Raw genomic sequence first — 24,314 nt, 5'->3', positions numbered from 1 at the left:
ATGGCACAGGTATATAACATTCGAGTAGTAATCGTTGACGACAACGACGATTTTCGCGAAGGACTTTTCCACTTTCTCAATTTCAGCAATGGTTTCGAAGTGGTGGGGTGTTTTGCCAATCCCGTAAATATCGTCGAAAATATCACTCGTACCCAGCCTGATGTAGTTCTGATGGACATCGATATGCCTCATATTACGGGCATCGAAGCCGTAAAGTTGCTCAAAGTCCATTTCAAACGATTAAATATCCTGATGCTGACGGTTTTTGAGGACGAGGAACGGGTCTTTAAAGCCATGCAAGCAGGAGCGATTGGGTATTTATTAAAAAAAACACCCCCGCAAAAAGTCTTGGAAGCGGTTCAGGAAGTCATGGAGGGCGGTGCTCCCATGTCGCCGCTGATTGCCCGAAAAGTAGTACATTTCTTCTCCAAAACGGCCCCCACTGACTATAATCTCACCCCCAAAGAACTAGAGGTTTTGCGTTGGTTGGTCGAAGGACTCAGCTACAAACTGATTGCGGCCGAGCTTAACCTAAGTATTGATACGGTTCGAACCCATCTTAAAAACATTTATGACAAACTCCACGTAAAATCCAACACCGAAGCCGTCGTCAAAGCCATCCGCAACAGGCTTGTGTAGGATTACAATTATTGTTCGAACATACTGCACTCACTTGTTTTCTTGCCTCTGATTTACCATTTTTTCACTTCAATTATTTCAAAACCTCTCCAATACAAATCTGCACTGAAAGGCACAGCGCGTAGTTCTACTTGCCAAAATGCGTAGAATCCCCTTCACCCGATGATGTGATTTTTGAAGTCATGATATTTCTGACCTTTGCTAAAACATCGGCGGTGATATATATGGCCATATTTCCCGTATGGGTCAATCTTAGGTAGTGTTTTCAAGGGTTAAATTCTACACAAAAAATCACGGCTGTATTGACTTTAAAATTCACTAACAATGAAAAAGATTATTTCTTTCTTATTACTGATTTCTTTTATTACCCCTACTTATGCCCTTATACGCTACGTAAAACCCATCGCTTCTGGTACGGGCGATGGCAGCTCGTGGGCCAATGCTTCGGGAAATTTGCAGGCCATGATTGATATCGCCATTCCCGCCCAAGATGAGGTTTGGGTAGCGGCGGGCAAATATTTTCCAACAAGTATTCCGAGTGGTTGTACTACCTGCGGCACTGCCAGCCTCACCAATAGAAACAACACTTTTCTGTTGAAATCAGGGTTACGAATTTATGGCGGTTTTGCCGGAACCGAAACCGCCCGCGCAAACAGAAATTCGCACATCAATGAATCTATTCTGAGTGGAGATATTGGTACAAAATACGAAACCAACGACAACGTCTACCACGTAGTGACGGCCATAGACTGCAACAACTCAACTGTTTTAGAGCGCTTTACGATTGAAGCAGGCAATGCCAATGGCTCAACAAGTGTAATGGTAGCGGGCAGAACGTATTATCGAAGCTGGGGAGGTGGCGTGCTTTGTGTGTATTCGCCCATCAGAATTGCCCTGTGCGCCATTGTCGACAACCAAGCCACCGACGGCGGCGGGATTCTCAATACCGCCTGTAATCCCTACATTACCAACTCGGTTTTTGCCAACAACACCGCAACCGCAGGCGGGGGAGGCATCTATAACCACGAAGGCTCGGCCGCTGACATTAGAAATTGCACCATTATTCAGAATACTGCCAATGTAGCCGGGGGAGCTATGTACAATTATAATTCCGTTCCGTATATCATCAATGTCATTGTTTGGTACAATACAAGTCCAAGCTTCTCTGGTATTGCCAACAATGGCAGCGGGGTCACGGGCTATTCTTCCAACTTAGAGCAGGGATGGGGCGCAAACGGTATCACTTGCAGCAATTGTTTGAATGCAAACCCTCAATTTATCAATATTGATTTTCCAGCAGGCATAGACGGCAAATGGGGAAGCCGTGACGACGGCCTAAGGGTGACTTCTTGCAGCCCCGGTATTGACAAAGGCACCAACGGTTCTACCGAAGGAGTGGACATGGCCAACCAAACCAGGGAAATAGACATACCTTCCATCGACAATACCATACCTAGTATTTCATTGGACATGGGGGCCTACGAATTCCAAAATACAGGGCCTTCAAATACCATTTTATACGTAAACGGAAGCCTTACCACGGGTCTAAACGATGGCAGTAGTTGGGAAAATGCGTTTAGGGGCGCAAATGCCTTTGGTACGGCGCTGCGCTACGCCAACCATTGCGACAATAATAGCATTTTGGTAGCCAAAGGCACCTATAAACCCCATAGACTACCATATGGGGTTACGAGCGGTTCAAATCGCAACTACACTTTTGCCCTTAAAGGTGGCTTAAAAATTTACGGTGGATTTCTTGGAACGGAGTCAATTCTGGATTATTCCACCCGCAAAGCTCACCAAAATGAAACCATTCTCTCTGGAGATTTTTCAGATGATGATGTAGTGACTGGCGAAGGAGGCACATTGGCAATTGCCAACAATACCGAAAATGCTTACCATGTACTCACAATCGAGGCGAGAGCTACCCAAATAGTACTCAAAGGTTTGACCATCAAAGGGGGCAATGCCATCGGCGCTTCAAGTCAAAGTGGCGGCGGCATCAATGCATACATGAGTACTTCTTTTGAAATAACCGATTGCAATATCAAGCACAATAGCGCGACTAACGGAGCAGGTGTTTATTTTTATTTGAGTTCACCGTTGGTATTCAATAATAATTACTTTGATCGAAATTTAGCAACCACCAATGGCGGTGCCATCTATATCGGTGAGAGTAGTGTAACTTTTAGAAACAATGTTTTTTCAGGAAACAGAGCTTCAATGGGAGTCGGCGGGGCTGTTCGCAACGACCTTTATTTTGGTCAATTTTATAATAACACTTTTTATAAAAATTCAGCACAAACATCTGGTGGAGCGCTCTTTACCTACGACCCGGGTATCGCCGGCGCACCTATCGACATCAACAGATCCTACAATAACATTTTTTATAAAAACGCCATTGGTACAAACACAACGACCACTTACGCCGATTTTTTTATTGAACGAAATGGTCGAGATTTTAGAAATAACATCCTGCAATTTGCCACAGTTCAGTATCCTCTCAACAATACTTCTAATGGTATCGGGGCTTCTGCCGTTAATAATCTGTTTGCCATAAACCCACTCTTTGTTAACGAAACCAACCTCCTCGGCCCCGATTTGATAGGCGGCAGTTCCGACGACGGTCTCCGACTGCAAAGTACCAGCCCCGCCGTCAATGCTGGCATTTATTCTTCAGCACCTTCTTTTGATATTTTAGGCAATGGCCGTTATTCCTTTTTTGACATAGGGGCGTACGAGTTTCACCCCAAAGAAGCTTGTCCCGACAACCGATACATAGCCGACGTTCCCATCGAAGCAGGCACTCACTTTGCAGGAACTCAGGGTTCATTTACATCAAGAGTACCAGAGTCTGCTAAAAATCAAAGAGTCGGTGCTACTGAGGCTACAATGGCAGTTGGCGATGGTCACATCACCGCCGTAGGCACGGTGGCATCGGCAACTTCTGTAGTGTTTGATGCAAGCAAAAGCATTACATTATTACCCGGCTTTCAGACCCAAACGGGGGCTACATTCCGTACCAATTTACAAGGTTGTCCCTTTTTTGAAGAAAGCTCAATAGCCAGTCCAACCCAAAAATAAAACAAATCCAGACGCTTATACTGTGTACCTTTAGCCAAAGAAAAATCATACATTTTACCAACAAAAAAGGGCTGAAAACCATCTGGTCGCCAGCCCTTTTTGTTGTTATTTATGCTTCTTAGATATTCCCTTTCTTCTTCTCCTTCACCGCAAAATCAGCCGCCCGAGCGGTCAAAGCCATATAAGTAAGCGATGGGTTCACGCAAGATGCTGAAGTCATACAAGCACCATCGGTGACAAATACGTTTTTGCAGGCGTGTACTTGGTTGTTGCCGTTCAAAACCGAAGTTTTGGGATCGCGGCCCATGCGTGCCGTTCCCATTTCGTGAATTGCCATGCCCAACCATGAGCCACGGTCATAAGACCGCACATTTTTTACACCTGCTTTTTCCAACATCTCTGCGGCATCATTGGCCATATCAACACGCATTTTTTTCTCGTTTTCCTTCAATTCGGCATCAAATACCACCAAAGGCATCCCCCATTTGTCTTTTTCTTTGGGGTCGAGGTACATTTTATTTTCGTGATAAGGCAGCGTTTCGCCAAAGCCACCCAAGCCCATCGACCACGGACCTGGTTTAGTAAGTTCTTCTTTGAAGTCAGCCCCGAAACTCAATTCGGCTACATTTCGCTGCCAGCTTGCGCGGCTTCCTCCACCTTGATAACCAAACCCACGGAGGTAATCACGTTTGTCATTACCGATGTTACGATAACGCGGCACGTAGATACCATTGGCACGGCGCCCAAAATAGTATTTGTCGGCATCTCCCTCCCAAGTTCCGCTTGCTCCTGTACGGAAGTGGTGGTCCATGAGGTTGTGTCCCAATTCACCGCTGTCATTTCCAAAACCTGTCGGGAAGCGATTGGAAGTTGAATTGAGCAATATTGCTGTAGTTCCCAATGCTGAGCCGCACACAAAAATGATTCCTGCGTTGAAAATACGCTCTTCCATCGTCACGGCATCAATCACGCGTACACCTGTGGCTTTCTTTTTGTTTTCGTCGTAAATTAGATTAGTAACGACTGACTCAGGGCGCAGTGTCAAAAGTCCTGTTTTCACCGCAGGTGGCAAAGTACACGACTGCGTACTGAAATACGCCCCAAACGGACATCCCAAGGCACATTTGTTACGATACTGACAAGCCGCCCGACCGTTGTTGATTTGCAGCTGAGTCGGTTTAGAAAGGTTAGCTACCCGCCCAATCGTCATGGTACGACCAGGGTATTCCTTCTCAATACGTTTGCGAACTTCTTTTTCTACGCAGTACATATCCATTGGCGGCAAAAACTCGCTGTCGGGCAATTGGGGCAAGCCCAATTTTTCACCTGAAATTCCCGCGATTTTTTCCACGTAGCTGTACCAAGGCGCTATATCTTTGTAACGAATCGGCCAATCAACGGCGATACCGTCTTTGAGGTTCGCTTCAAAGTCAATGTCGCTCAAGCGATAGGATTGCCGACCCCACATGATAGACTTTCCACCCACGATGTTGGGGCGATACCAGTCAAATCGCTTCACTTCTTTGTATAAAGAATCTGAATCATTCATCCAGTATTTTTCCGACATCTCATTGTAAGGATAATCGCGACTCAATTTTGGATGAGACTCTTTCTGAGCCTCGGTCAACCGACCGTTATAATTTGACTGCCACGGGTCTTTCATGGCATTTTCGTAGCCTGTAACGTGCTCCAGTTTATGTCCTTTTTCGAGCATCAACACACGCAAACCTCTCTCTGTCAACTCTTTGGCCGCCCAGCCACCGCTCACCCCCGAGCCTACCACAATGGCATCATAGGTCATTTCTTTTTGTGCATCTATATTTAAATACATTGTTTGGTCAAAGTTAAGTGTGAAAAGGTAAAAGTATAAAAGTGACTTCTAACCTATAAATTTGATTCATCTGTCATTACAAAGCCCAAGCTTTTTGGCCAGGTTTCAAGGGTACACATCCTTCAAAACGCCCAGGAATCGGCAAGTATTCCAGCGCCTTAGTCGCCCCGATTTCGGAAGTAAAATAGCCCGTTACCGTCAATTCTTTCATTCTCAAAAAGAAAGGTTTATTGCTCGTAGTCAACGCTTTTACGGCGTCAATCTTTTGTTTTGAGTCGAGTTCAACAAAGCTCTTTCCAAAGGCCGAGCGGCTATCGGTATTGAGTTGAGTAAGACCTGAATAGAATTTTTCTTGGTCAGCTTTGGGGTAGCAATCGCGCATCACACGCACAATAAATTTCTCAACACCTGCGGCTTTGGCACCGGGTGTAGTGGTAGTGGGAATAATTACGTCGGCTAATTCGGCCAAAAATGCCTCTTGTTCGGCAGTAACGGGAAGACTTTCCCCTACATTCAGTTTTTGACCCATTACTCCTGCCATTGTCGGAGCGGAGATCACGCTTCCCAGAAGGATAGCAACGTGCTGAATAGCATCTCTACGGTTCATGTTTTTTCGGGTGGTTAAGTATAAATAAAGGTTGGCATCTAGTGTTTTTACTAATGATACGTATTAAAAATTAAGCAGATTTAGTTGTACTTTTTGTTGACGCCCCAAAAATATCACCGAAAATTGGAAAGTAACAAATTACCTTCCTGTACCTTTGGATAAAGATCTGTTACTTTTTGACATACCACCAAGGGGCGTTACGGATCACCACTCATTTAATCATGGTTTACAAGGCACAATACGGCGATATATTCTTCGTATTATTCAATCATACTCAACGATTTACATAAAACGTTGAATTTACTTATTTGTTTTTTAGAAATTCTTAGCCAATGATAATGACTTCACTCAAACATAAAGCAACAACCCTCCTTATTTTAGTAGCGGCTGTAGGAATAGCCTATTTGGTGTTGTTGATGTATCAATTTAACGAAAAAAAATACGTCAAAAACTTAATTCCCGGCGCCACCAATATTCTTGAAAACGCTTTCCCGAATTTATCGTTTAATGAGCCCGTAGAATTTACCCACGCTGGCGACAGTACCAATCGGGTCTTTGTGGTAGAACAGTCTGGCAGAATCAAGGTATTTGACAACAATGCCGCCACGAAATCAGCAGAGGTTTACCTCGACATTCGTGACCGCGTAAGCGACGGTGGAGAAATGGGATTGCTTGGTCTGGCTTTTGATCCCAATTTTATCAAAAACGGCTACTTTTACGTCAATTATACCCAACGAAAACCCCTCCAAACCATCATTGCCCGCTATCAAGTTGCGTCTTATAAAGACATGAAAGCCCCGGCCTCTACCGAAGTGATTCTGTTGAAGTTCACCCAACCTTACGACAACCATAACGGCGGAAAAATGGCCTTTGGGCCCGACGGGTTTCTTTATATTTCTACGGGAGACGGGGGCGCTTGGGGCGATCAGCACAATTATGCCCAAAATCGACAATCGCTGCTCGGAAAAATTCTCCGCATCGATGTGGCCAAAACCGACAAAGGCAACTATGGCATCCCTGCCGATAATCCCTATGCCGCCAATACGCTGGGGTATCGAGAAGAAATCTACGCGTACGGGCTGCGGAACCCGTGGCGGTTCAGCTTTGACGCCCAAACGGGCCAACTTTGGGCAGGAGATGTAGGACAAAATGAATTTGAAGAAATTGACATCATCACCAAAGGGGGCAATTATGGCTGGCGATTGAAAGAGGGGAACCGTTGTTACAATCCCCGCAAGGATTGTGACCCGTCAGATAGCCTTATAAATCCGGTTCACCAGTATCCACGCAGCGACGGAACTTCAGTCACCGGAGGGATTGTTTATCGAGGTTCAAGGCTGCCCGCGTTGCGGGGCAAATACCTGTTTGCCGACTACAGCAATGGCAATATATGGACATTGACATTTAAAGAAAATACCAAAACAAGCCATGAGTTGCTCAACGCCAACGGGGGCTCAGTTTCCGCTTTTGGCGAAGATGCCAACCACGAAATATACGTGCTTGATCATTATAAAGGACAAATAAAACGTTTTGTATCCTCAAAATAAAAGCTTTTCGGTATGCTTTCGACAAAAAATACATTCAGAGAATTGTTGAGAAGCAACCAAAAATTCAAACCATTGATTTTCAAATACTTAAATCAATGTTTATGCATTTTAGGATGCTAAATAGGATAAATAATGGCTAAAAAAAGGGGTTTTAAAGGGTTTTGAGAGGAGCATTTTCTCATTTATTTTTAAATCACAATATATAATTAATCTAATAGGAAATTATTACGCACTTTTTTGCGTTGATATTAAACAGAATACCAATATTTCCTGATTTTTCCGTCCAACTTATGCCTTTTACGATCACTCGTTGGGGCATCCTTAAGTCGTATAGTAAGCTCTCATTTGATTGGTATTTCTATTCAATAAAACCACAACACCATCTGTTTTTTAACCCCCTCATGCTATTGAAAAACGGATACAACGCTCAAGAACAATAAAATATGGCTAGTTCACAGGAGACATTTAGTAAAAAAGAAAGAGAGAAGAAAAAATTAAAGAAGAAAAAGGACAAGGAGGAGAAAAAAGAAGAACGGCAGGCAAGTGCCAAGAAGGGACAATCCCTCGAAGACATGATTGCCTACGTTGACGAGAATGGCAACATTTCCAACACGCCACCAGACCCACGGAAAAAGAAGGTCGTTAACAGTGAAGACATTACGCTTGGGGTCGCCAAACAGATTGACGAGCCTGTAGAGATTATCAGAGAGGGAGTTGTGAGTTTCTTTAACGAACAAAAAGGTTACGGCTTTATCCGAGACCTTAAGTCTCAGGAAAGCATCTTTGTACACATCAATGAACTAAGCGGACCAATCAAAGAAAACGATAAAGTTACTTTCGAAATTGAAATACGCCAAAAAGGGCCAAGTGCCGTTGCGGTGAAGAAAATGTAGAGAAAGTACCCAATATATTCACGACAAAGCCCCGAGAAGAGTCTTCTCGGGGCTTTGTCGTGAATATCCCCCCCCATCACCAGTAGCATCGCACATAAAATACGCTGTTTTGTCGTTATAATATATACCATTCTGTTATCTTTGATATACCCATAAAGAAATAGCACGAGAGATCTGATAACTCTCGCAAATTTAATGTCACTTATGCACTGCCCTGTCCATAAAACCATTATCCTACCCTACACGTTGAAATTGTTTCTGGTTTTGATTTTCTTATTCGGTTGCAAAGGAAATGCAACCCCGCTTGACAACCCCATTTTTGAGGTAGAAGACCAAGTACCACTCATTCCCACCCGCACCTTGGGTTCGGGTTCGGGCTATTTAACCATCGACGGGAAGGCCCTTTCTATTAAACCCGGCGAAATTATAGCTATTACTCCTGGCACCTACAAAGACCTGTTGTTTACCAATCTCAACGGCACGGGCACTCAACCCGTCACACTTGTGGCAAATGGTCCCGTAGAAGTGGTCGGTGGAGGAATCACGTTGGAGAATGTATCCAATCTGACGGTTACAGGGTATCGTAAAGCTAAAAACATTTTCCTGCATGATGTAACCTACCGCGCCATTACCATCACAGGAAGCATTCCTCAGGCGTTGACACTGGAAGGAATACGCCTGAAAAATGTGGAAGACTACGCCATTTTTTACGACAATACCGCCACCTACAACGGCACTGATGCCACCGCTTTTCTAAATTTTAAACTTCTACACTGTGATTTTGATCATACTGGAGGTATTCAAATCAACGGTAACCTCAATAATTCGGGTGGCATAGTTAATAACGGTTTTTGTAAAAACCCCGAAATCGCCTATTGTACTTTTAAGAACTGTCCAACAGTTGAAACGCTACTTTACATCGGAAACGTGGAAGGATGCGATATTCACCATAATGTACTTGACGACATCAACGGAGGTACTGATAAGCACAACGGCATTTTTTTATTGCTCGGAAACGGCCGTGTCTACAATAATAAATGTACCAATCATCAGGGAAATTTTATCCGTTTCTGGCCATTCTCCCAAGGCACTCAGCCCAGTGAAGTGCTACTTTATAACAACATTGTGTGGAACAGCCGTAAATACAGCGCGCTGGAAGTTCAAAGTTTTGCACACCACATCATACCAGGCGTAAGCACTTATTGCAACACCAAAGTATTCAACAATACAGCCGGCAAGATGAATACGTCAAAACCTACCGTATTTGTGGGGGTTGTTGTGGACGTCTATAATTTACAAGGAGGTGATATTCAAATATTTAACAATTTATCTTTCCAACAGAGTGAAACATCTGCCAACGATAAAATATGGAGTCAGCAAAGCGTAACCAAGCCAAGTTTGATTACGAACAATCGCTATTTTGCTACTCCAGCGGCAGCGGGTCTGGCGGATGAAGTAAGTTTTAAGCTGCTTGCTACTTCACCCGCCAAAAAGGCTGGCTTGTATCAGTCTTTTCTAGCAGACGATTTTTACAACACCCCACGGGCCAATCCGCCGTCAATTGGGGCGGTAGAATAAGAAAAATACTATTTTACAAAAAGCCACCAGTTGCCCTGAGAAACAAAGGTTTCTTCCCTGAGTTTAGAAATCATTTGAAGATTTTTCACAAACTTATCGCGGTGCTCAATAAGAGCATTTCGACTCTTTTGGTCTTGGAGAACGTTGTTTGAGATGGAAACCAGCAGTTTTTCACTGATACTGGGAATGATGTACTTGTAGCCGTCAAAGGTTTCATCAGACTTAGAACAAGGTACAATCTCAAGCCCAGTAATTGGACAGATTGCGTAACGAATAAACATTATTTATGGTATTTAGTAGGGTAACTTCCTCAAATATAGCAGATAAGCTAAATAAATTCCAAATTAAATCTGACTTGTTCCGCGTCATTTGATGGAGCAAAATCAATCATCATTCTCCATTTTTTGTTCGAAAAACACCATCGATTCGTAATATTTTGGTGAGGCTAAAACCAGCTTTGACTATAAGTATATTTTGGTAGTCATCTGAAAAATATTAGCAACCAGTTGCCTACTTCAATTCTTCTTTAACTTATTTACTTGAGATGTGGAAATATATCTAAAAAGATAAATGGTCCACCTGTTAAAATATGCTAAAAATACAAAAACGAATACACATTATTATATTTTTAAGTCATTGTTGACTTACAACAATTACGGGTGAATGAGTAGAGGTGTCGACAAATAGAAGCGCAAAAATATCCCTTAAAGACAAAAATAAACAATCAACTCTACTACTAAAATTTTGCGCTTACATCTACCCCAACAAGGGAAAAAGCAACATATTTTGGTTATTTTTATTCAATAAAAAATTTAAAAAAAAATTAAAAAAGCCTTTATCGTTGCGTTTAAAGGCTTTTACTTGTCCATCTATCCAGTTTCTTCAATTCTCTTGGTATACGTCCAATACATTCATCTTTCCGTCAATTTCCAAAAGAGAATAAGAAGCAGCAACACAATAATCCATACCCACCAAGGGGTTTTTTGGAACATTTCTCCCATCACATTTTGCGACGGTCTTCCTGAGCGGCGGCTAGTTGGTCTGTAACGATTGCGAGCCATCTTTGTATTTTAAAAAAGTGGAGGAATAAACTTGAATATTCCCCCGCTAAATTGCTTTGGTTCTACTCATCATTTTGCTCTTCGAGGTCGATATGATTGTCACCTCCCAGGCTGTAATAATTATTCTCTTCGTCTTCAGACCCGATGGCTTCTAGCTCATCGTCTAATTCAGCGCCTGGAATGTCCAAATCGCCCCCCGAAATATCATCCTCGAAGCCCTTTTCGTTCCATTCGCCTACCTCATCGTTTTCTGACTTCCGCTGGGTCAGGTCTTCTGGGTCCAAATCCCCTTCTTTCGTTGCCTTGTTGTAAATATCCTCACTTGCTGGATAAAGCGGATAGCCCGGAAACTCTTCCTCCCGCTCGCTTTTGTCATTATCATTCTTTTTCGTTGCCATGATTGTACCGTGATTTCATTAGTTAGCCATGAATAAATACTAAGTTGATTAAATTTTTGCAGAATCTTTATGACATACTCAATTTTAATACCAGCCGACATCGCTCGCAAACGGGGAATCAAATCCACATTTATGGTCATAAACCCTGTCTATCAAGTAAATAAAGCAATATAGGATCCTTTAGATAGTAACGTATATAGTATTTCACGTAATACATTTAGTATCGAAGACTAAGATAATTTTATAATTTTAAAAGGAATTTGTATAACCAAACCTTTCTTACCTATCTTATGCACCTTTCACGTCTGTTTCTACCTTTATGTACCGCCATATTTTTGGCCTTTCATAACGCCACTGCCCAGCAATTAAAAACTCAAGATACCACACTCTTTGACCGTGATTATGTACTCGAGGCCTCAATGGTAGGGTATTTTAGCCCAGACGGGGCACGAAACCCTACGCTGCGGGCCAATAAAGGCGATAGGGTTCGGATAAAAATCACCAATGCAGAATTGATGACCCACGACATAGCCCTGGAAAAAATGGGCATAAAAAGTAAGACCATTCTGGAAAAAGGAATGAGTACCACCCTTACTTTCACCGCCACTCAAAGTGACATTTATTATTGCTCCGTACCCGGCCACCGAGCGGCAGGTATGGTTGGAAATTTTGAAGTGGTGGAGGGCATTATTTCTACCGCGACGATTCAGGGGCAGTTGCCTAAAAAAGACGGCCAACCGTTAAATCTTAATTTTGAAACGGGAACGTTGAAAGATTGGACCGCCACCGGAACGGCCTTTGCCAACCCTTTGATTTCTCTCGACCCCTCTCCCATCCACGAAAAAGATATGCGTATTGGCTTTGAGGGAACGCATTTTTTGAGCAGCGGAGGTACAACAAACGCAAAATTGACGGGAACATTAACCTCTACTTCTTTTAAAGTCACTCACCCTTTTGCTGCTTTTAGGGTTTCCGGAGGGGCATTAGAGGACACCCGCGTCGAATTACGTTTGGCTGGTACCGATCAGATTATCTTTAACATCACTGGACAAGGGCGCGCCACGCTGCAACCAGTCGTGGTCGACCTTCAAGGATACTTAGACAAAGAGATTTACATCAAGATTATTGACAACGAAACGGGTATTTCCCAAATCCCGTATATTCCCCACGACAAATGGGCGCACATCAACTTTGATGAATTTCTATTTTATCCCACCCGCCCCGAATTCCCTAACGAGCTGAAACAGAAAGACATCATTATTCTTCCACCTTTAGACCCTGTCATTAATGCAGGGCTGTCGGGCATAGAAGCGGCCAAGGCCATGACACCACCCCAAGGCTTTAAAATAACCTTGGCCGCTGCCGAGCCAGACGTGGTGCGTCCGATTAGTTTTACGATCGATTCACGCAACCGCCTTTGGGTGGTGGAAGGCCACACATACCCCATTCCCGCGCCTGAAGGACAGGGCAGAGACCGCATTTTGATTTTGGAAGATACCAACGGCGACGGCACCCTCGACAGCCGAAAAGTATTCATGGAAGGCCTGAATCTGGTCAGTGGCATCGAGGTCGGCATGGGTGGCGTTTGGCTCGGATCAGCTCCTTATCTTTTATATATCCCGATAGACGCCAAAAATGACAAACCCGCTGGACCGCCCCAAAAACTGTTGGATGGTTGGGGAACGCAAGACACCCACGAAACCCTTAACAGCTTGCGATGGGGCCCCGATGGTTGGCTTTACGGAACGCATGGCGTGTTTACCCATTCCAACGTCGGAAAACCCGGCGCTCCCGATGCAGAGCGCACTAAAATCAACGCTGGTGTGTGGCGATACCACCCCACCAAACACCAATTTGAGGTTTTTGCCGAAGGCACGAGCAACCCTTGGGGCATTGATTTTAACGACTACGGGCATCCTTTCATCACGGCCTGCGTGATTCCGCACATGTACCATATAATCCAAAATGCCCGTTATCAGCGGCAGGCGGGAAAACACTTTAACCCCTATACCTACGACGACATCAAAACCGCCGCTGACCACGTACACTGGGTGGGTGAGCGCGGTCCCCACGCGGGCAATTTTCGGTCGGCGGCCAAAGGTGGGGGTCATGCCCACGCGGGCGCCATGGTGTATCTGGGCGGTTCGTGGCCCGCAGAGTACCGAAATGAGATTTTTATGAACAACATCAACGGCGCCCGGCTAAACCGAGACCGCCCCCAACGGAGCGGTTCGGGGTACGTGGTTAGACACCGGGATGATTTTATGGCGATGAATGACACTTGGTCGCAGTGGCTAAACTTCAAATACGACGCCAGTGGGTCGGTTTTTGCCATTGACTGGTATGATAAAAACCAATGCCATAGCCCCAATCCCGACGTACATGACAAAACCATGGGTCGAATTTTTAAAATCACCCACGAAAATGATAAATGGGTACAGGTAAACTTGGCCAAGGCGTCAGATATGGAATTGGTTAACTACCAGCTAAACGCCAATGAATGGTACGTACGGCAGGCCCGCACGCTGTTGCAGGAGCGTGGACCCAATAAGAAAGTCCACAAAGCCCTCAAAAAGATACTCGCCGAAAATCCCGATGCTACCCGCAAACTTCGCGCACTATGGGCACTCCACGTCACCCAAGGACTGACCGAAAAGGATTTAATTGAGTTACTTTCCCACGAAAACGAATACGTCAGGAGCTGGGCCATTCAGTTAGTTGCCGAAGACAAAAGCGTGAGTCCTGAAGCCCTAAAACGTTTTGCCGAATTGGCTAAAAATGACCCTTCTGCCCAAGTCAGACTTTACCTAACCTCGGCAATGATACGCCTCGAACCGTCGCAGCGATGGGATGTAGTTGAAGCCCTTGCGCAGAAAGCCGAAGATAAAGAGGATCATAATCTACCATTGATGTTATGGTACGCCGCCGAACCGCTGGCAGTCATCGACGCAAAACGAGCACTGCAAATGGCCGAAACTTCCAAATTTCCTAAGCTACTCCCTTATACGATTCAACGCGTAACGGCGATTGGAACCGAAGAGTCTAAAAAGCTACTCAAAGACCTAAAAGACCGTTTGGGAAAAGTGCATTCGCACGAAAACCACGAAATTGAGATGCTGATTGATAAAGCATTAGGAAAATAAAAACTTCGCAACAATGAAGACTAAACATCTGATTCTCGTCCTTTCGACCCTGATTTGCGGGATTGCGTTCAGCCAACCCGTAACCAGCACACTCTCTTCCGGCTTCAAGAAAACAAAATTGACGGGGGATTTTATCTCGGAAGGCGTAGCCGTAGCCGACCTCAACAAAGACGGAAAATTGGACATCGTTGCGGGTTATTACTGGTTTGAAGCTCCTTCTTGGATAAAACACCAAATGGCCCCCGCCGAAATCACCAACGCTTCAACCGCCGAAGCCTCTGCATCGACGGTAGGTTTTGGAATGTTTTCAAGGGTATTTAATCCTAGAAAAGAATACAGCAACTCGTTTTTGAACATGGGTATGGATGTTAACTTGGACGGTTGGGATGATGTTGTCATCATTGATTTTCCGGGAAAACCCGCCTTCTGGTTTGAAAACCCGCGCAATAAACCGGGCGTCTGGCAAAAACACATCATTGCCGATTCGGTTGGTATCGCCAACGAATCACCAGGATTTATTGACATGGACGGCGACGGTCGACTTGATATTCTTTGCGGCGACAAAGCCAAAAAACAGATTATCTGGTTGAAAGCCCCCGTAAAACGCGGTGATACGGAATGGAAACGCTACAACCTAAGCGCAGAGAATGTGCCCGGAACTGAGATTTTTTCGCACGGAATTGGGTACGGAGACGTCAACAAAGACGGTCTAAACGACGTGGTCATTCGTGAAGGTTGGTTTGAAGGAACTCCCGATAAAACCGCTGGAAACTGGAAATTTCATCCCGCCGATTTGGGACAACCCTGCTCACACATGCAGGTTGTGGATGTAGATGGTGACGGCAAAAACGATGTCATTAGCGCCTCAGCCCACGCTTTAGGAATTTGGTGGCACCAGCAGATTACCGATAAAGAAGACAAAATCAACTTCACCACGCACGTAATGAGCACCACCACCGCCCAAACCCACTCATCAATCATGGCAGATTTGAACGGTGACGGCCGTAAAGAATACATCACTGGCAAGCGGTTTTTGGCCCACCACGGCCGCGACCCTGGCGACGCAGATGCCGCCTATCTCCTGTGGTTTGACCTGACGCCAGGCAAAAAGCCCTACTGGACGGAGCACGTCATTGACGACGATTCGGGGGCAGGCTTAAATATTACGGTACAGGATATGAACAAAGACCGTAAACCCGACATCATCATTGCCAATAAAAACGGGGTATTTCTGTTTGAAAATAACTTACAAAAATGATGCTTTCTTCTGGTAACGTGCCTTAACGGCACGTTACCATTCTCTCCAAAAGAGAAAAAAAAATAAAATAAAACATACGGCTAAAGTGCCCTTATCTTGCTTTTTTACCTCAAAAAGCCCCATCAAAAATCACCAATTAGTATATTTTTTCTTCTAAAAAAAATTGCCTACTTCAAGATATTTTTCAATTCTAAATCTTTAAGATTACCTTTGGACACGTAAAGTATTTATACTTGCTATATGGGTTATCTATGGTCAAATACCATAGATATTTTTTTTATTTATTAAATCAATTTTAATGCAAAAACATATTGACAAAAAATCAAAATCAACTAAAAATCAAGTATTTAACGACTAAACGTGCCGCGCGAAATGAGAAAAAGAAGTCTACTTTTACTGATTACTTTTGTATTTTTTTATAGTTTAAGTTTTTCCCAATCCCCCAATCCGCTTTTTCCAAAAGCAGATTCCCTCCCTAAAACCCAAAATCTGAGGACAGGAGCTTCCACTTCTATTTCTGGTAATATTACAAGAAACAGCCAGCTTGTGCAGCCTCCCTCCAAGGCTGATTCGGCCGCTAAGTATATTTTATTATCACCCGGTTTTGCAACCGCCGCAACGGGTTCGAGTTTCTATTTGGGCATTATTGTAGGCCGACAAATTGAAGTTGACTTCCCGAGACCAAATCAGATTATTCAACGAAACAACTCCAATCAAGCGGTATTACGAATTGCAGGTACCTGCGACAGTAGCGCCGCTGCCGTAGAAGTAAATCTGATACCTGTTCAGGGCGGAATTGCTCAAAGTGATTTGTTTCAAGCAAACAACGGTAAATACGCCGACAGTCTTTGGATTACGGGCGGAGATTACCGATTGGAAGTCAAAACAATCATGCGGTATATTCCTTCAAGTAACGGGGCAACGCCGATTTATGGCACCACTCGTATGGTGGAACGGGTGGGCGTTGGTGAGGTTTTGTTACTTTGGGGGCACAGTTTTCTGGCTGGCGACCCCTCCTACGATGAGCCTGCTTCCGACCCCAGAGTACGCACGGTAGCGGTACTGCGTAATCCTTCAATCCCTAATGAACCCGGAAAATTGCAAGATCTGGATGCCCTTCCAGTCGTTTTTCAACCCATTACTTCATCCAACATCGGCCCTTTTGGGGTTCACAGTTGGATGTGGGGGCGCTTTGGTGACACGCTTGCCAAACGCCTGAATGTCCCAGTTTTGCTGTACATGACTGCCTACGGAGGCTCCAATGTTTGGATGAACATGAAAAATATTAAAAGGGAGCTGTTTGGTTTTGACTGGTTTGGCGGGCAAGACAAATTTTGGATGCCTTACCGCCCCGTTGAGGCTGCTTTCTACAAGTACATACCCCTAACAGGATTAAGAGCGGTGCTAGCTGAACACGGAGGTAATGATGTGGGCCCCAACTTTTTAACTACTCTTTACGAAAATTTCGTTTTTGTTATCAACCATACCCGAACGGTTCAGGCAAATCATTCGCAACTAGCATTTAAATTAAGCAAAGAAGGCGTTGACTTTTTAAATCAAAACACCGCTGTTGTCAATGACAAAATACAGCAGGTTTTAAATACACTACCCAATACGAGTCTAGGAATTGACTTAAGCAACCCCAACACCCAAGGCCCATGGCGAGACGATGGAGGTAAAGGGCATTTTAGAGGTAAATTGGGGCATGATAAATACCTTGAACTATGGAAAGCCGCCGTACCAAACAGTTTCTTTTCTACCACCACTCCTAAACCAGCTACAAAGCCAAATTAGTGAGTTTCTTGGTGCTATATATCATTGGCGGGGAGTGTATCTCCGCTGGTTTATTATACGATTTAAGTTATTCTTTGTCTTTCAGACTAAAGTGAAGTTGGTGCGCTGTTGCGTAAATATCTAGCAATAGAGGCCGACCAGTCTTGGTAGAAGTATCCAGAATTCTGCCCCAACGCACTTGATTGAGTAAGCTCATAAATTCTGCATCTTTTTTGTAGGCTTCTTTAACTTTTTTTCGACTCAACCAACTCAGTTCTCCCGTTGGATGCTTACTAAAAAAGTAGGTATAATTAGGGCTTAGTTCCGACCAGTCGCGGCGGCGATACAGCCATAAGCCTTCATAACTCAGTAAGCCAAGCGACTTATAACCAATAACTTCCACCAATTCCCCGCTCCGATAGCACCAATCACGACCTGCTTGACGGTACCCAAACACTGTAGCTAAATCGTACAGATAAGTAGAATCGGGGGTTTTGATTTTAATGCGGTTCATGCGGGGTGTCCGCAATTCAAACCCTTCCCCTTTATTAGTAAATTCGTGGACCAAACGATGATGAATATAATCATCCACCGTTAGATAGACCCCATTTTTAGGTTTATCGGCTCCCTTTTGAGCTTGGGTTTTGGCCATAAACACCCACAAACACGCCCCCATCAAAATCGCTTTCATCCGTTTACAGCCTCGTATAACTATTGAATTTCCGTTCCTTCTTTCAAGTCTTCGCGGGCATTGATGACAATTTGGTCATTGGCCCGCAAGTTGCCGAACACTTCCGTCAAATCTCCTGATTGCTGACCGCGCCGCACATCGACGTACTGCGCCCGGCCATCAATCACACGAATCACGTACTGCCGCTCCGTAGAAGCCACCACCGACGTAAGCGGCACCGCCAACGCACCAGTGGTGCCTTCTGCGTCCAGAATTACTTCGGCAAACATGCCCGGCTTAAACTTTCCAGCGGCATTTGTAATGTCTATTTCGACGGTTTCGGAGCGAAATTGCTCGTTCATGTTGCCCGATCGACGCGTAATTTTTCCCTTAAATACCTGGCCAGGCAACGCACCAACCGTAAACGAAACCGTTTTTCCGTGCTTTAGCGTTGTGCTATAATTTTCGGGAATATCTAGCACGAGTCGAAGGTGATTTTGTTGTTGTAACACCATCATCGGACGCTCCATTTTAGCGCCCGCCCCGACCAGTGCACCAGGATGAACATTTCGTTCCGTAATCACGCCATCAAACGGCGCTCGAACTGTCAAGTAAGATTTGATTTTGGTCAGTGCCCGAAAGTTGGCTTCCTCACCCAGCATCGACGCGCTGTCGGCCATCATGCGGGCGTTGGCCGTTTCCAAATCCAACGCCGAGACCGACCCTGGCACTCTGCTGCTGGCCCTCAGGCGGCGGTAATGCTCCCGGCTCGCCACCAGTAGCGCATTGGCTTTCAGGGCATTGGAGCGGGCTACCGCCAGCCGCTCTTCTGATTCGGGCGAATCCAAGACCATGAGTATTTGGCCTTTTTTCACAAAAGAACCCCGGTCAACCAACACCTGCTCCACAAATCCGTCGGCCTTGGGATAAATATTTACCTCCTGAAAAGCCTTAAATTCGCCCGGAAGTCGAAACGTCTGCCCCACTTTTTGCGGAACGGCTTTGCCAATTTGGAATTTGGGTCGGTCAGCTTGGAATTTTGTGGTCTTCTTTTCGGCCGTCTCCGAAGAAGAACAGCTCGTCAGGGTGACCGAAACGACCAGCGCGGCCAGAAGACCGCTGAATACGATTGTTTTCATATTTCTTTATGAACTAAATGATGGATTTCAAGGGATTCTTCTTCAAAAATGGGGTGCGTGACGGGCTCCTCTTCGGGCAAAAGGGAGGGGTTTTGGAAGTCGGCACTCCCCTGCAACCAAGCATATACCTGCGGAACGATGTACAAAGCCGCAATAGTTGACGCAATCAAGCCCCCAATCACGGCCCGCCCCAACGGAGCCACCTGCTCGCCCGCGTCGCCCGTACCAAGGGCCATTGGTACCATGCCCGCAATCATGGCAAAACTTGTCATCAACACTGGGCGCAGGCGAATACCTACACTTTCGACGGCGGCTTTGCGGGCGTCGCGGTACTCCCACCGAAGCTGCTCGGCATTGGTCACAATCAAAATGGCATTGGCAACCGAAATCCCGACCGACATAATAATCCCCATGTAAGATTGTAAATTGAGCGTACTACCCGTCAGCAACAGCAAGCCAATGGCCCCGACAATCACCGCTGGAATGGTGGACAGCACCACAAATGATAGCTTAAACGATTGATAGTTGGCGGCTAAAAGCAGAAAAATGACCAACACCGCAATGGCCAACCCCACCTGCAAACTGTCGAGGGTTTCGACCAACAACGACGACATCCCCTTGATTTGCGTAACAAGGCCCTTGGGCGTTTCGCCCATGCCTGCCACTACCTTCTCGACGGCCGTGGTTGCGGCCCCCAAATCGGTGTGGTGAATATTGGCCGAAACCGTCACAAACCGTCGCGGTCCTGTACGAGCGTATTCTCCAGGCAGGGTATCCATCGAAAACGTTGCCACATCCGACAGCACTGGGCGTACCTGACCCGCCACCAACGGAATTTCCTGCAATTGGGGCAAGCTCCGCATGGCATATTCAGGAATCTGAACCTGCACTTGGTACGTGTAGGCCGATTTTTGATCAAGCCACTGATTTTTTTCGGTAAATCGACTCGAAGACGTTGACGCCGTGATAGACCGGGCTACCTGCTGAATGTTGAGTCCCATCATGGCAAGTTTTTGGCGGTCGAGTTTGATATTGATGACGGGAAACTTGAGGGGCTGAATGATGCGCACATCCCGCAAAAAAGGCACCTCCGCCAAACCGCCCACGAGTTGATTGGCATAGCTTTCTATTTGGGCCATGTCCCGACCAGCCACCTGCACTTCGATGGGCGTGTACGCACCCTGACTCATGAGTTTTTCGGTCAGGTCGGCGGGCTCAAAAGAAAGCGTGATGCCAGGCATTTGTTCTATTACTGCCTCACGCAAGCGTTCTTTAAAATCCTGCATATTGGCGTGGTATTCTTTTGCCAACGCTACTTTAATCACCGCATCGTTGGAGCCGCTCGTGCTGACGTACAGGTTGGTAGTGGCGTAGTTTGTAGGTACCACACCCACGTAAGCCGACGAAACGGCCAGATTTCCTTCGGCCACTTCATCCACCAAATTTAGCAGTTCTTTTACCTTTTCTTCGGTGCGCTCGAGGCGGGTTCCGTCGGGGGTTTTCATCCGAATTACCATCTGACCAGAATTAATCTGGGGTAAGATGTCTTTACCGATGTAGACAAATCCAACGCCCGCCAAAATGAAAATCACCAAAAGATAAACACTGACAATCAACCTATTTCGCCGCATCAATCGCCTAGTTTGCTGCACAAATCCATCGCGCATCCATTCAAAATATGACGTCTTTTGTTTTATATTCACTTTGTGTTCGGCAACATGAGGGTGGCTTTTCATGAGGTGATTGGCCAGAATTGGCACCAGACTTTGGGCCAAAAAATAAGAGACCGTCATGGCAAATCCAATGGAAAGCGAAAGCGGCAGAAACATGGCTTTCGGTACGCCTGACATCAAAAAGGATGGAGCAAAAACGGCCAGAATACACAATAAAATCAGCAAAAGCGGCAAGGCAACCTCCCGACAGGCATCGTACACGGCCAGTTTTTTGGGTTTCCCCATCTCCAAATGTTGGTGAATATTTTCAATGGTCACCGTGGCTTGGTCCACCAGTATACCGATGGCCAACGACAGCCCCGACAAAGTCATGATATTGATGGTTTGTCCCGCTAAATTCAGCAGTAGTACCGCCGCAATAATGGAGACCGGAATCGTGATGATCACAATCAAAGAGCTACGCCAATCGCCCAAAAAAAGCAACACCATCAGGCCCGTTAAAATAGCTCCGAGGGCCCCTTCAAAAATCAGGCTCTTGACCGCGTTAATCACAAAAACGGATTGGTCAAACTCGTACGAAACCTCAATGTCATCTGGAAGGAGGCTACGCATTTCGGGCAATTTCGCCTTCAGTCGCGTCACCACGTCCCAAGTTGAAGCGTCGGCCGTTTTGACGACTGGAATATAAGAAGAACGGTTGCCGTTGACCAAGGCGTAGCCCGCCGTTACGTCAGAACCGTCGGAGACCGTCGCCAAATCACGCAGAAAAATGGTGCGATGGCCCTTGGTATTGATGGAAATCTGATTAAAATCTTCGACTTTTTCTTCGAGGGAATTGAGGGTGGTAATGTAGGTCCGGTTTTCAACGCGAATATTCCCCGAGGGCGTCATGACGTTATTGGCCGCTAAAGCCTCGACCACTTCATCGGGCGATACGTTCAGGCTCCTGATTTTGTCGGGGTCAAGATTAATCACAACAGTCCGCGAGTTGGTTCCAATCGGCGGCGGGGCCGTCAGGCCCGGAATGGTCGAAAACAGCGGTCGAATACGCGTAACGGCCAATTCGTGAATCTCCTTGAGAGCCCGCGTTTTGCTACTAAAAACTAAGTCACCGATGGGTACCGAGGAGGCATCGTAGCGCACCACTTGCGGCGGTAACGCCCCCGGCGGAAAAAATTTCATGGCCCGGTTGACCTGAATCGCCACTTCGGCAGCGGCCTGCGCCATGTCGGACCCTTCATAAAAAGCCAGTTTTACGATGGTAAGCCCCTGCACGCTGCGGCTCTGAATTTCTTTGACACCCGAAATGTACAGAAATTGATCCTGCATTCTGGTCGCAAAAAAGCCTTCCATCTGCGCGGGCGACATCCCGCCGTAAGGCTCAATGACATAAATAACGGGGGAATTTAGCCGGGGAAATATATCAATCGGAATCTTCGTAGCCGATAAAATTGAGAACACGACAAGCCCACCAATCAGCACCAAAGCCGAAAGCGGACGTTTTAACGATGTGGACAAGAGCGACATAAATACAATGGGTGGTTAAGGGATACTACCGACGAAAAAGGGCGAAAAATGCCTCGAAATTATTGGTGGCGGAGGCTTTTTGGAGTTGCACCCGAAGAACGCGGCTTTGGGTAGTTACTACGTCTTTCTCCACCGAGGTAAGCAGTTGCAGGGCATCCGTTAACCCCAAAATATTTTCCAACCCATTGTTATAACGCGAAAGCCGTTGGTTGTAAGCCGCCGTAGCCGACTGCAATGAAAGGGGCAATTCCTTTAGTTCGAGTTGTAAAACAGAAAGCATCGCCTCCGAAGCATTGAGGGTATTTTTAAGTTGCAGTTGCTCCACCGCCAGTTGATTGGTCGCTTCTTTTACCCGAAACTGTTGCAATTGAATACGATGGGAAGAACGACGAAAATCCGTCAAGTTGACGGTCATTGCCGCCCCGACCAGTACGTTGGTTCGGCTATAAAGCAGCCCGTTGCCCAAAGGTCCGTAGTTATTTTCAACGTTAATGCTAGAACCCCGCGCCCAAGTCGCCGTCAGCAGCGACACCCTCGGCAGGGCAGCTTTACGAATCACGTCAATTTCTGCCGAGCGGTATTTCGCCAAATAATCACGGTATTTCAGCAAGGGGTGGTCGTTGGTAGGCTCCGAATAAAGGGGAGATAAACCCACCGATGCCGACTGAAAAGTGGTATCGATTTGCATTTGCTCAACAGGGCGCCCCGTGAGCGTGGCGAGCTGATTGGCAGCCTGCCGATAATCTTCCAACACCTGCCAATAGCCGAGTTTAGCCTTAGAAAACTGCACCGAAACCAGCGACGAATCAAGCCCGGGTTTGATACCGTTACGCACCAAGTTAACGGTGATTCGACGAACGGTATCCACGCGGGCGATGTTTCCCTGCTCAATTTTCAAAAGTTGATGCAGCCGAAGCAAGTCCAAATAGGTCGTAATGACGACTTGGCGCAGCCCAAATTTTTCACGTTCTAGCGCAGATTCTCCAACGGCAATATCGGTGCGGGCAAGCTGGTCTTCGGCCTTAAAACGCCCGAAATTATACACTTCCCAGTCCATAGAGGCCAGCGCAATATTGCCCGAAGCCAAATCCATTCGGTTTTCCGTCCGTCGTCCGCCCGAAGTAGGCACAATTAACCCCAGCGAAAAATACGAACCCGAATGGCCGTTGGCCGTTCCGACATCAATCTGGTCGTGAAGACGAACGTTGGGCAAGCGGTTGTCGCGCACCACCCGGGCGTTTGCCCGAATCGCCTCCAACGCCGAGCGTTGCGCTGCCAGCGTCGGATAATGGGAAAAGGTTGCTTCAATGGCCCTTTCCATCGTCAATACCTGCGAAAACAAACCCGTATGACTCACTAAAATCAAGGCAACCAATGCAAAATTACGACGGGCAAAAAACATCATTTGTGCAATAAATTAAGAAATGGGTGGAGGTGTCGTTTCACCCTTCAAAATAACCACCACGCTCATTAAAGACTCATTAGTGATTTAT

At 45.9% G+C, this 24,314-nt stretch carries 17 protein-coding genes; 8 read left to right on the top strand and 9 right to left on the bottom strand.

All coding sequences use genetic code 11. The features are described 5' to 3' along the window. Together GVN20_RS14720 and GVN20_RS14715 are read left to right on the top strand one after the other, a co-directional pair. Positions 1-639 carry a response regulator transcription factor gene (locus GVN20_RS14720; RefSeq protein WP_166559061.1) on the top strand — a complete coding sequence of 213 codons (639 nt, stop codon included), beginning with the start codon at positions 1-3 and terminating at the stop codon, positions 637-639. Positions 640-963: 324 nt separating this feature from the next. Next, positions 964-3,723, top strand: coding sequence for a 3-coathanger stack domain-containing protein (locus GVN20_RS14715; RefSeq protein ID WP_166559060.1), 2,760 nt, complete (start codon positions 964-966; stop codon positions 3,721-3,723). 118 nt (positions 3,724-3,841) lie between these two features. On the opposite strand, the gene GVN20_RS14710 is transcribed toward GVN20_RS14715, so the two are convergent. Next, the gene (locus tag GVN20_RS14710; RefSeq protein WP_166559059.1) at positions 3,842-5,554 is read right to left on the bottom strand and encodes a GMC oxidoreductase; all 1,713 of its coding nucleotides are present in this window, start codon (positions 5,552-5,554) and stop codon (positions 3,842-3,844) included. A 76-nt stretch (positions 5,555-5,630) separates the two neighbouring features. After that, on the bottom strand, positions 5,631-6,161 hold the full coding sequence (locus GVN20_RS14705) for a gluconate 2-dehydrogenase subunit 3 family protein (RefSeq protein ID WP_166559058.1): 531 nt from the start codon (positions 6,159-6,161) through the stop codon (positions 5,631-5,633). 338 nt (positions 6,162-6,499) lie between these two features. On the opposite strand from GVN20_RS14705, the gene GVN20_RS14700 reads away from it, so the two are divergent. From GVN20_RS14700 to GVN20_RS14690, 3 genes are all read left to right on the top strand, one after another. Beyond that, on the top strand, positions 6,500-7,708 hold the full coding sequence (locus GVN20_RS14700) for a sorbosone dehydrogenase family protein (RefSeq protein ID WP_229599075.1): 1,209 nt from the start codon (positions 6,500-6,502) through the stop codon (positions 7,706-7,708). Positions 7,709-8,151: 443 nt separating this feature from the next. Beyond that, the gene (locus GVN20_RS14695) at positions 8,152-8,601 is read left to right on the top strand and encodes a cold-shock protein (RefSeq protein WP_114065882.1); all 450 of its coding nucleotides are present in this window, start codon (positions 8,152-8,154) and stop codon (positions 8,599-8,601) included. A gap of 195 nt (positions 8,602-8,796) precedes the next feature. After that, positions 8,797-10,179 carry a hypothetical protein gene (locus tag GVN20_RS14690; RefSeq protein ID WP_166559056.1) on the top strand — a complete coding sequence of 461 codons (1,383 nt, stop codon included), beginning with the start codon at positions 8,797-8,799 and terminating at the stop codon, positions 10,177-10,179. An 8-nt stretch (positions 10,180-10,187) separates the two neighbouring features. On the opposite strand, the gene GVN20_RS14685 is transcribed toward GVN20_RS14690, so the two are convergent. The 3 genes from GVN20_RS14685 to GVN20_RS14675 all read right to left on the bottom strand — a co-directional run bounded on the left by GVN20_RS14685 (position 10,188) and on the right by GVN20_RS14675 (position 11,638). After that, positions 10,188-10,460: a hypothetical protein gene (locus tag GVN20_RS14685; RefSeq protein WP_166559055.1), complete on the bottom strand. Its 273-nt coding sequence runs from the start codon at positions 10,458-10,460 to the stop codon at positions 10,188-10,190. A 630-nt stretch (positions 10,461-11,090) separates the two neighbouring features. Next, positions 11,091-11,240, bottom strand: a complete 150-nt coding sequence (locus tag GVN20_RS14680; protein ID WP_166559054.1) for a hypothetical protein — start codon at positions 11,238-11,240, stop codon at positions 11,091-11,093. Between the two features lie 62 nt (positions 11,241-11,302). Next, entirely contained in the window at positions 11,303-11,638 is a 336-nt protein-coding gene (locus GVN20_RS14675) for a hypothetical protein (RefSeq protein ID WP_166559053.1), read from the bottom strand. A 290-nt stretch (positions 11,639-11,928) separates the two neighbouring features. On the opposite strand from GVN20_RS14675, the gene GVN20_RS14670 reads away from it, so the two are divergent. The 3 genes from GVN20_RS14670 to GVN20_RS14660 all read left to right on the top strand — a co-directional run bounded on the left by GVN20_RS14670 (position 11,929) and on the right by GVN20_RS14660 (position 17,833). Next, positions 11,929-14,781 carry a PVC-type heme-binding CxxCH protein gene (locus GVN20_RS14670; protein WP_166559052.1) on the top strand — a complete coding sequence of 951 codons (2,853 nt, stop codon included), beginning with the start codon at positions 11,929-11,931 and terminating at the stop codon, positions 14,779-14,781. 13 nt (positions 14,782-14,794) lie between these two features. Continuing rightward, on the top strand, positions 14,795-16,039 hold the full coding sequence (locus tag GVN20_RS14665; protein ID WP_166559051.1) for a VCBS repeat-containing protein: 1,245 nt from the start codon (positions 14,795-14,797) through the stop codon (positions 16,037-16,039). 372 nt (positions 16,040-16,411) lie between these two features. Next, a complete protein-coding gene (locus GVN20_RS14660) occupies positions 16,412-17,833 on the top strand; it encodes a hypothetical protein (RefSeq protein WP_166559050.1) in 1,422 nt (473 codons plus the stop codon). Between the two features lie 67 nt (positions 17,834-17,900). On the opposite strand, the gene GVN20_RS14655 is transcribed toward GVN20_RS14660, so the two are convergent. The 4 genes from GVN20_RS14655 to GVN20_RS14640 are packed head-to-tail and all read right to left on the bottom strand — an operon-like array spanning position 17,901 to position 24,226. Then, on the bottom strand, positions 17,901-18,503 hold the full coding sequence (locus GVN20_RS14655; RefSeq protein ID WP_166559049.1) for a hypothetical protein: 603 nt from the start codon (positions 18,501-18,503) through the stop codon (positions 17,901-17,903). Positions 18,504-18,523: 20 nt separating this feature from the next. Continuing rightward, positions 18,524-19,621: an efflux RND transporter periplasmic adaptor subunit gene (locus tag GVN20_RS14650; RefSeq protein WP_166559048.1), complete on the bottom strand. Its 1,098-nt coding sequence runs from the start codon at positions 19,619-19,621 to the stop codon at positions 18,524-18,526. Beyond that, the gene (locus tag GVN20_RS14645; RefSeq protein ID WP_166559047.1) at positions 19,618-22,821 is read right to left on the bottom strand and encodes an efflux RND transporter permease subunit; all 3,204 of its coding nucleotides are present in this window, start codon (positions 22,819-22,821) and stop codon (positions 19,618-19,620) included. Before GVN20_RS14645 ends, GVN20_RS14650 begins: the two co-directional genes overlap by 4 nt. Before the next feature lie 25 nt (positions 22,822-22,846). Then, positions 22,847-24,226, bottom strand: coding sequence for a TolC family protein (locus GVN20_RS14640; protein WP_166559046.1), 1,380 nt, complete (start codon positions 24,224-24,226; stop codon positions 22,847-22,849). Between the last annotated feature and the right edge of the window lie 88 nt (positions 24,227-24,314).

It is taken from the genome of Runella sp. CRIBMP (assembly GCF_009905605.1).
GTDB lineage: Bacteria > Bacteroidota > Bacteroidia > Cytophagales > Spirosomataceae > Runella.
This window is presented reverse-complemented; position numbering and strand designations above follow the sequence as displayed.

Excerpts from the sequence above, each read along its gene's own strand:
- GVN20_RS14720 (WP_166559061.1), top strand. The coding sequence starts at position 1 with ATGGCACAGGTATATAACATTCGAGTAGTAATCGTTGACGACAACGAC.
- GVN20_RS14715 (WP_166559060.1), top strand. The coding sequence starts at position 964 with ATGAAAAAGATTATTTCTTTCTTATTACTGATTTCTTTTATTACCCCT.
- GVN20_RS14710 (WP_166559059.1), bottom strand. The coding sequence starts at position 5,554 with ATGTATTTAAATATAGATGCACAAAAAGAAATGACCTATGATGCCATT.
- GVN20_RS14705 (WP_166559058.1), bottom strand. The coding sequence starts at position 6,161 with ATGAACCGTAGAGATGCTATTCAGCACGTTGCTATCCTTCTGGGAAGC.
- GVN20_RS14700 (WP_229599075.1), top strand. The coding sequence starts at position 6,500 with ATGACTTCACTCAAACATAAAGCAACAACCCTCCTTATTTTAGTAGCG.
- GVN20_RS14695 (WP_114065882.1), top strand. The coding sequence starts at position 8,152 with ATGGCTAGTTCACAGGAGACATTTAGTAAAAAAGAAAGAGAGAAGAAA.
- GVN20_RS14690 (WP_166559056.1), top strand. The coding sequence starts at position 8,797 with ATGTCACTTATGCACTGCCCTGTCCATAAAACCATTATCCTACCCTAC.
- GVN20_RS14685 (WP_166559055.1), bottom strand. The coding sequence starts at position 10,460 with ATGTTTATTCGTTACGCAATCTGTCCAATTACTGGGCTTGAGATTGTA.
- GVN20_RS14680 (WP_166559054.1), bottom strand. The coding sequence starts at position 11,240 with ATGGCTCGCAATCGTTACAGACCAACTAGCCGCCGCTCAGGAAGACCG.
- GVN20_RS14675 (WP_166559053.1), bottom strand. The coding sequence starts at position 11,638 with ATGGCAACGAAAAAGAATGATAATGACAAAAGCGAGCGGGAGGAAGAG.
- GVN20_RS14670 (WP_166559052.1), top strand. The coding sequence starts at position 11,929 with ATGCACCTTTCACGTCTGTTTCTACCTTTATGTACCGCCATATTTTTG.
- GVN20_RS14665 (WP_166559051.1), top strand. The coding sequence starts at position 14,795 with ATGAAGACTAAACATCTGATTCTCGTCCTTTCGACCCTGATTTGCGGG.
- GVN20_RS14660 (WP_166559050.1), top strand. The coding sequence starts at position 16,412 with ATGAGAAAAAGAAGTCTACTTTTACTGATTACTTTTGTATTTTTTTAT.
- GVN20_RS14655 (WP_166559049.1), bottom strand. The coding sequence starts at position 18,503 with ATGAAAGCGATTTTGATGGGGGCGTGTTTGTGGGTGTTTATGGCCAAA.
- GVN20_RS14650 (WP_166559048.1), bottom strand. The coding sequence starts at position 19,621 with ATGAAAACAATCGTATTCAGCGGTCTTCTGGCCGCGCTGGTCGTTTCG.
- GVN20_RS14645 (WP_166559047.1), bottom strand. The coding sequence starts at position 22,821 with ATGTCGCTCTTGTCCACATCGTTAAAACGTCCGCTTTCGGCTTTGGTG.
- GVN20_RS14640 (WP_166559046.1), bottom strand. The coding sequence starts at position 24,226 with ATGATGTTTTTTGCCCGTCGTAATTTTGCATTGGTTGCCTTGATTTTA.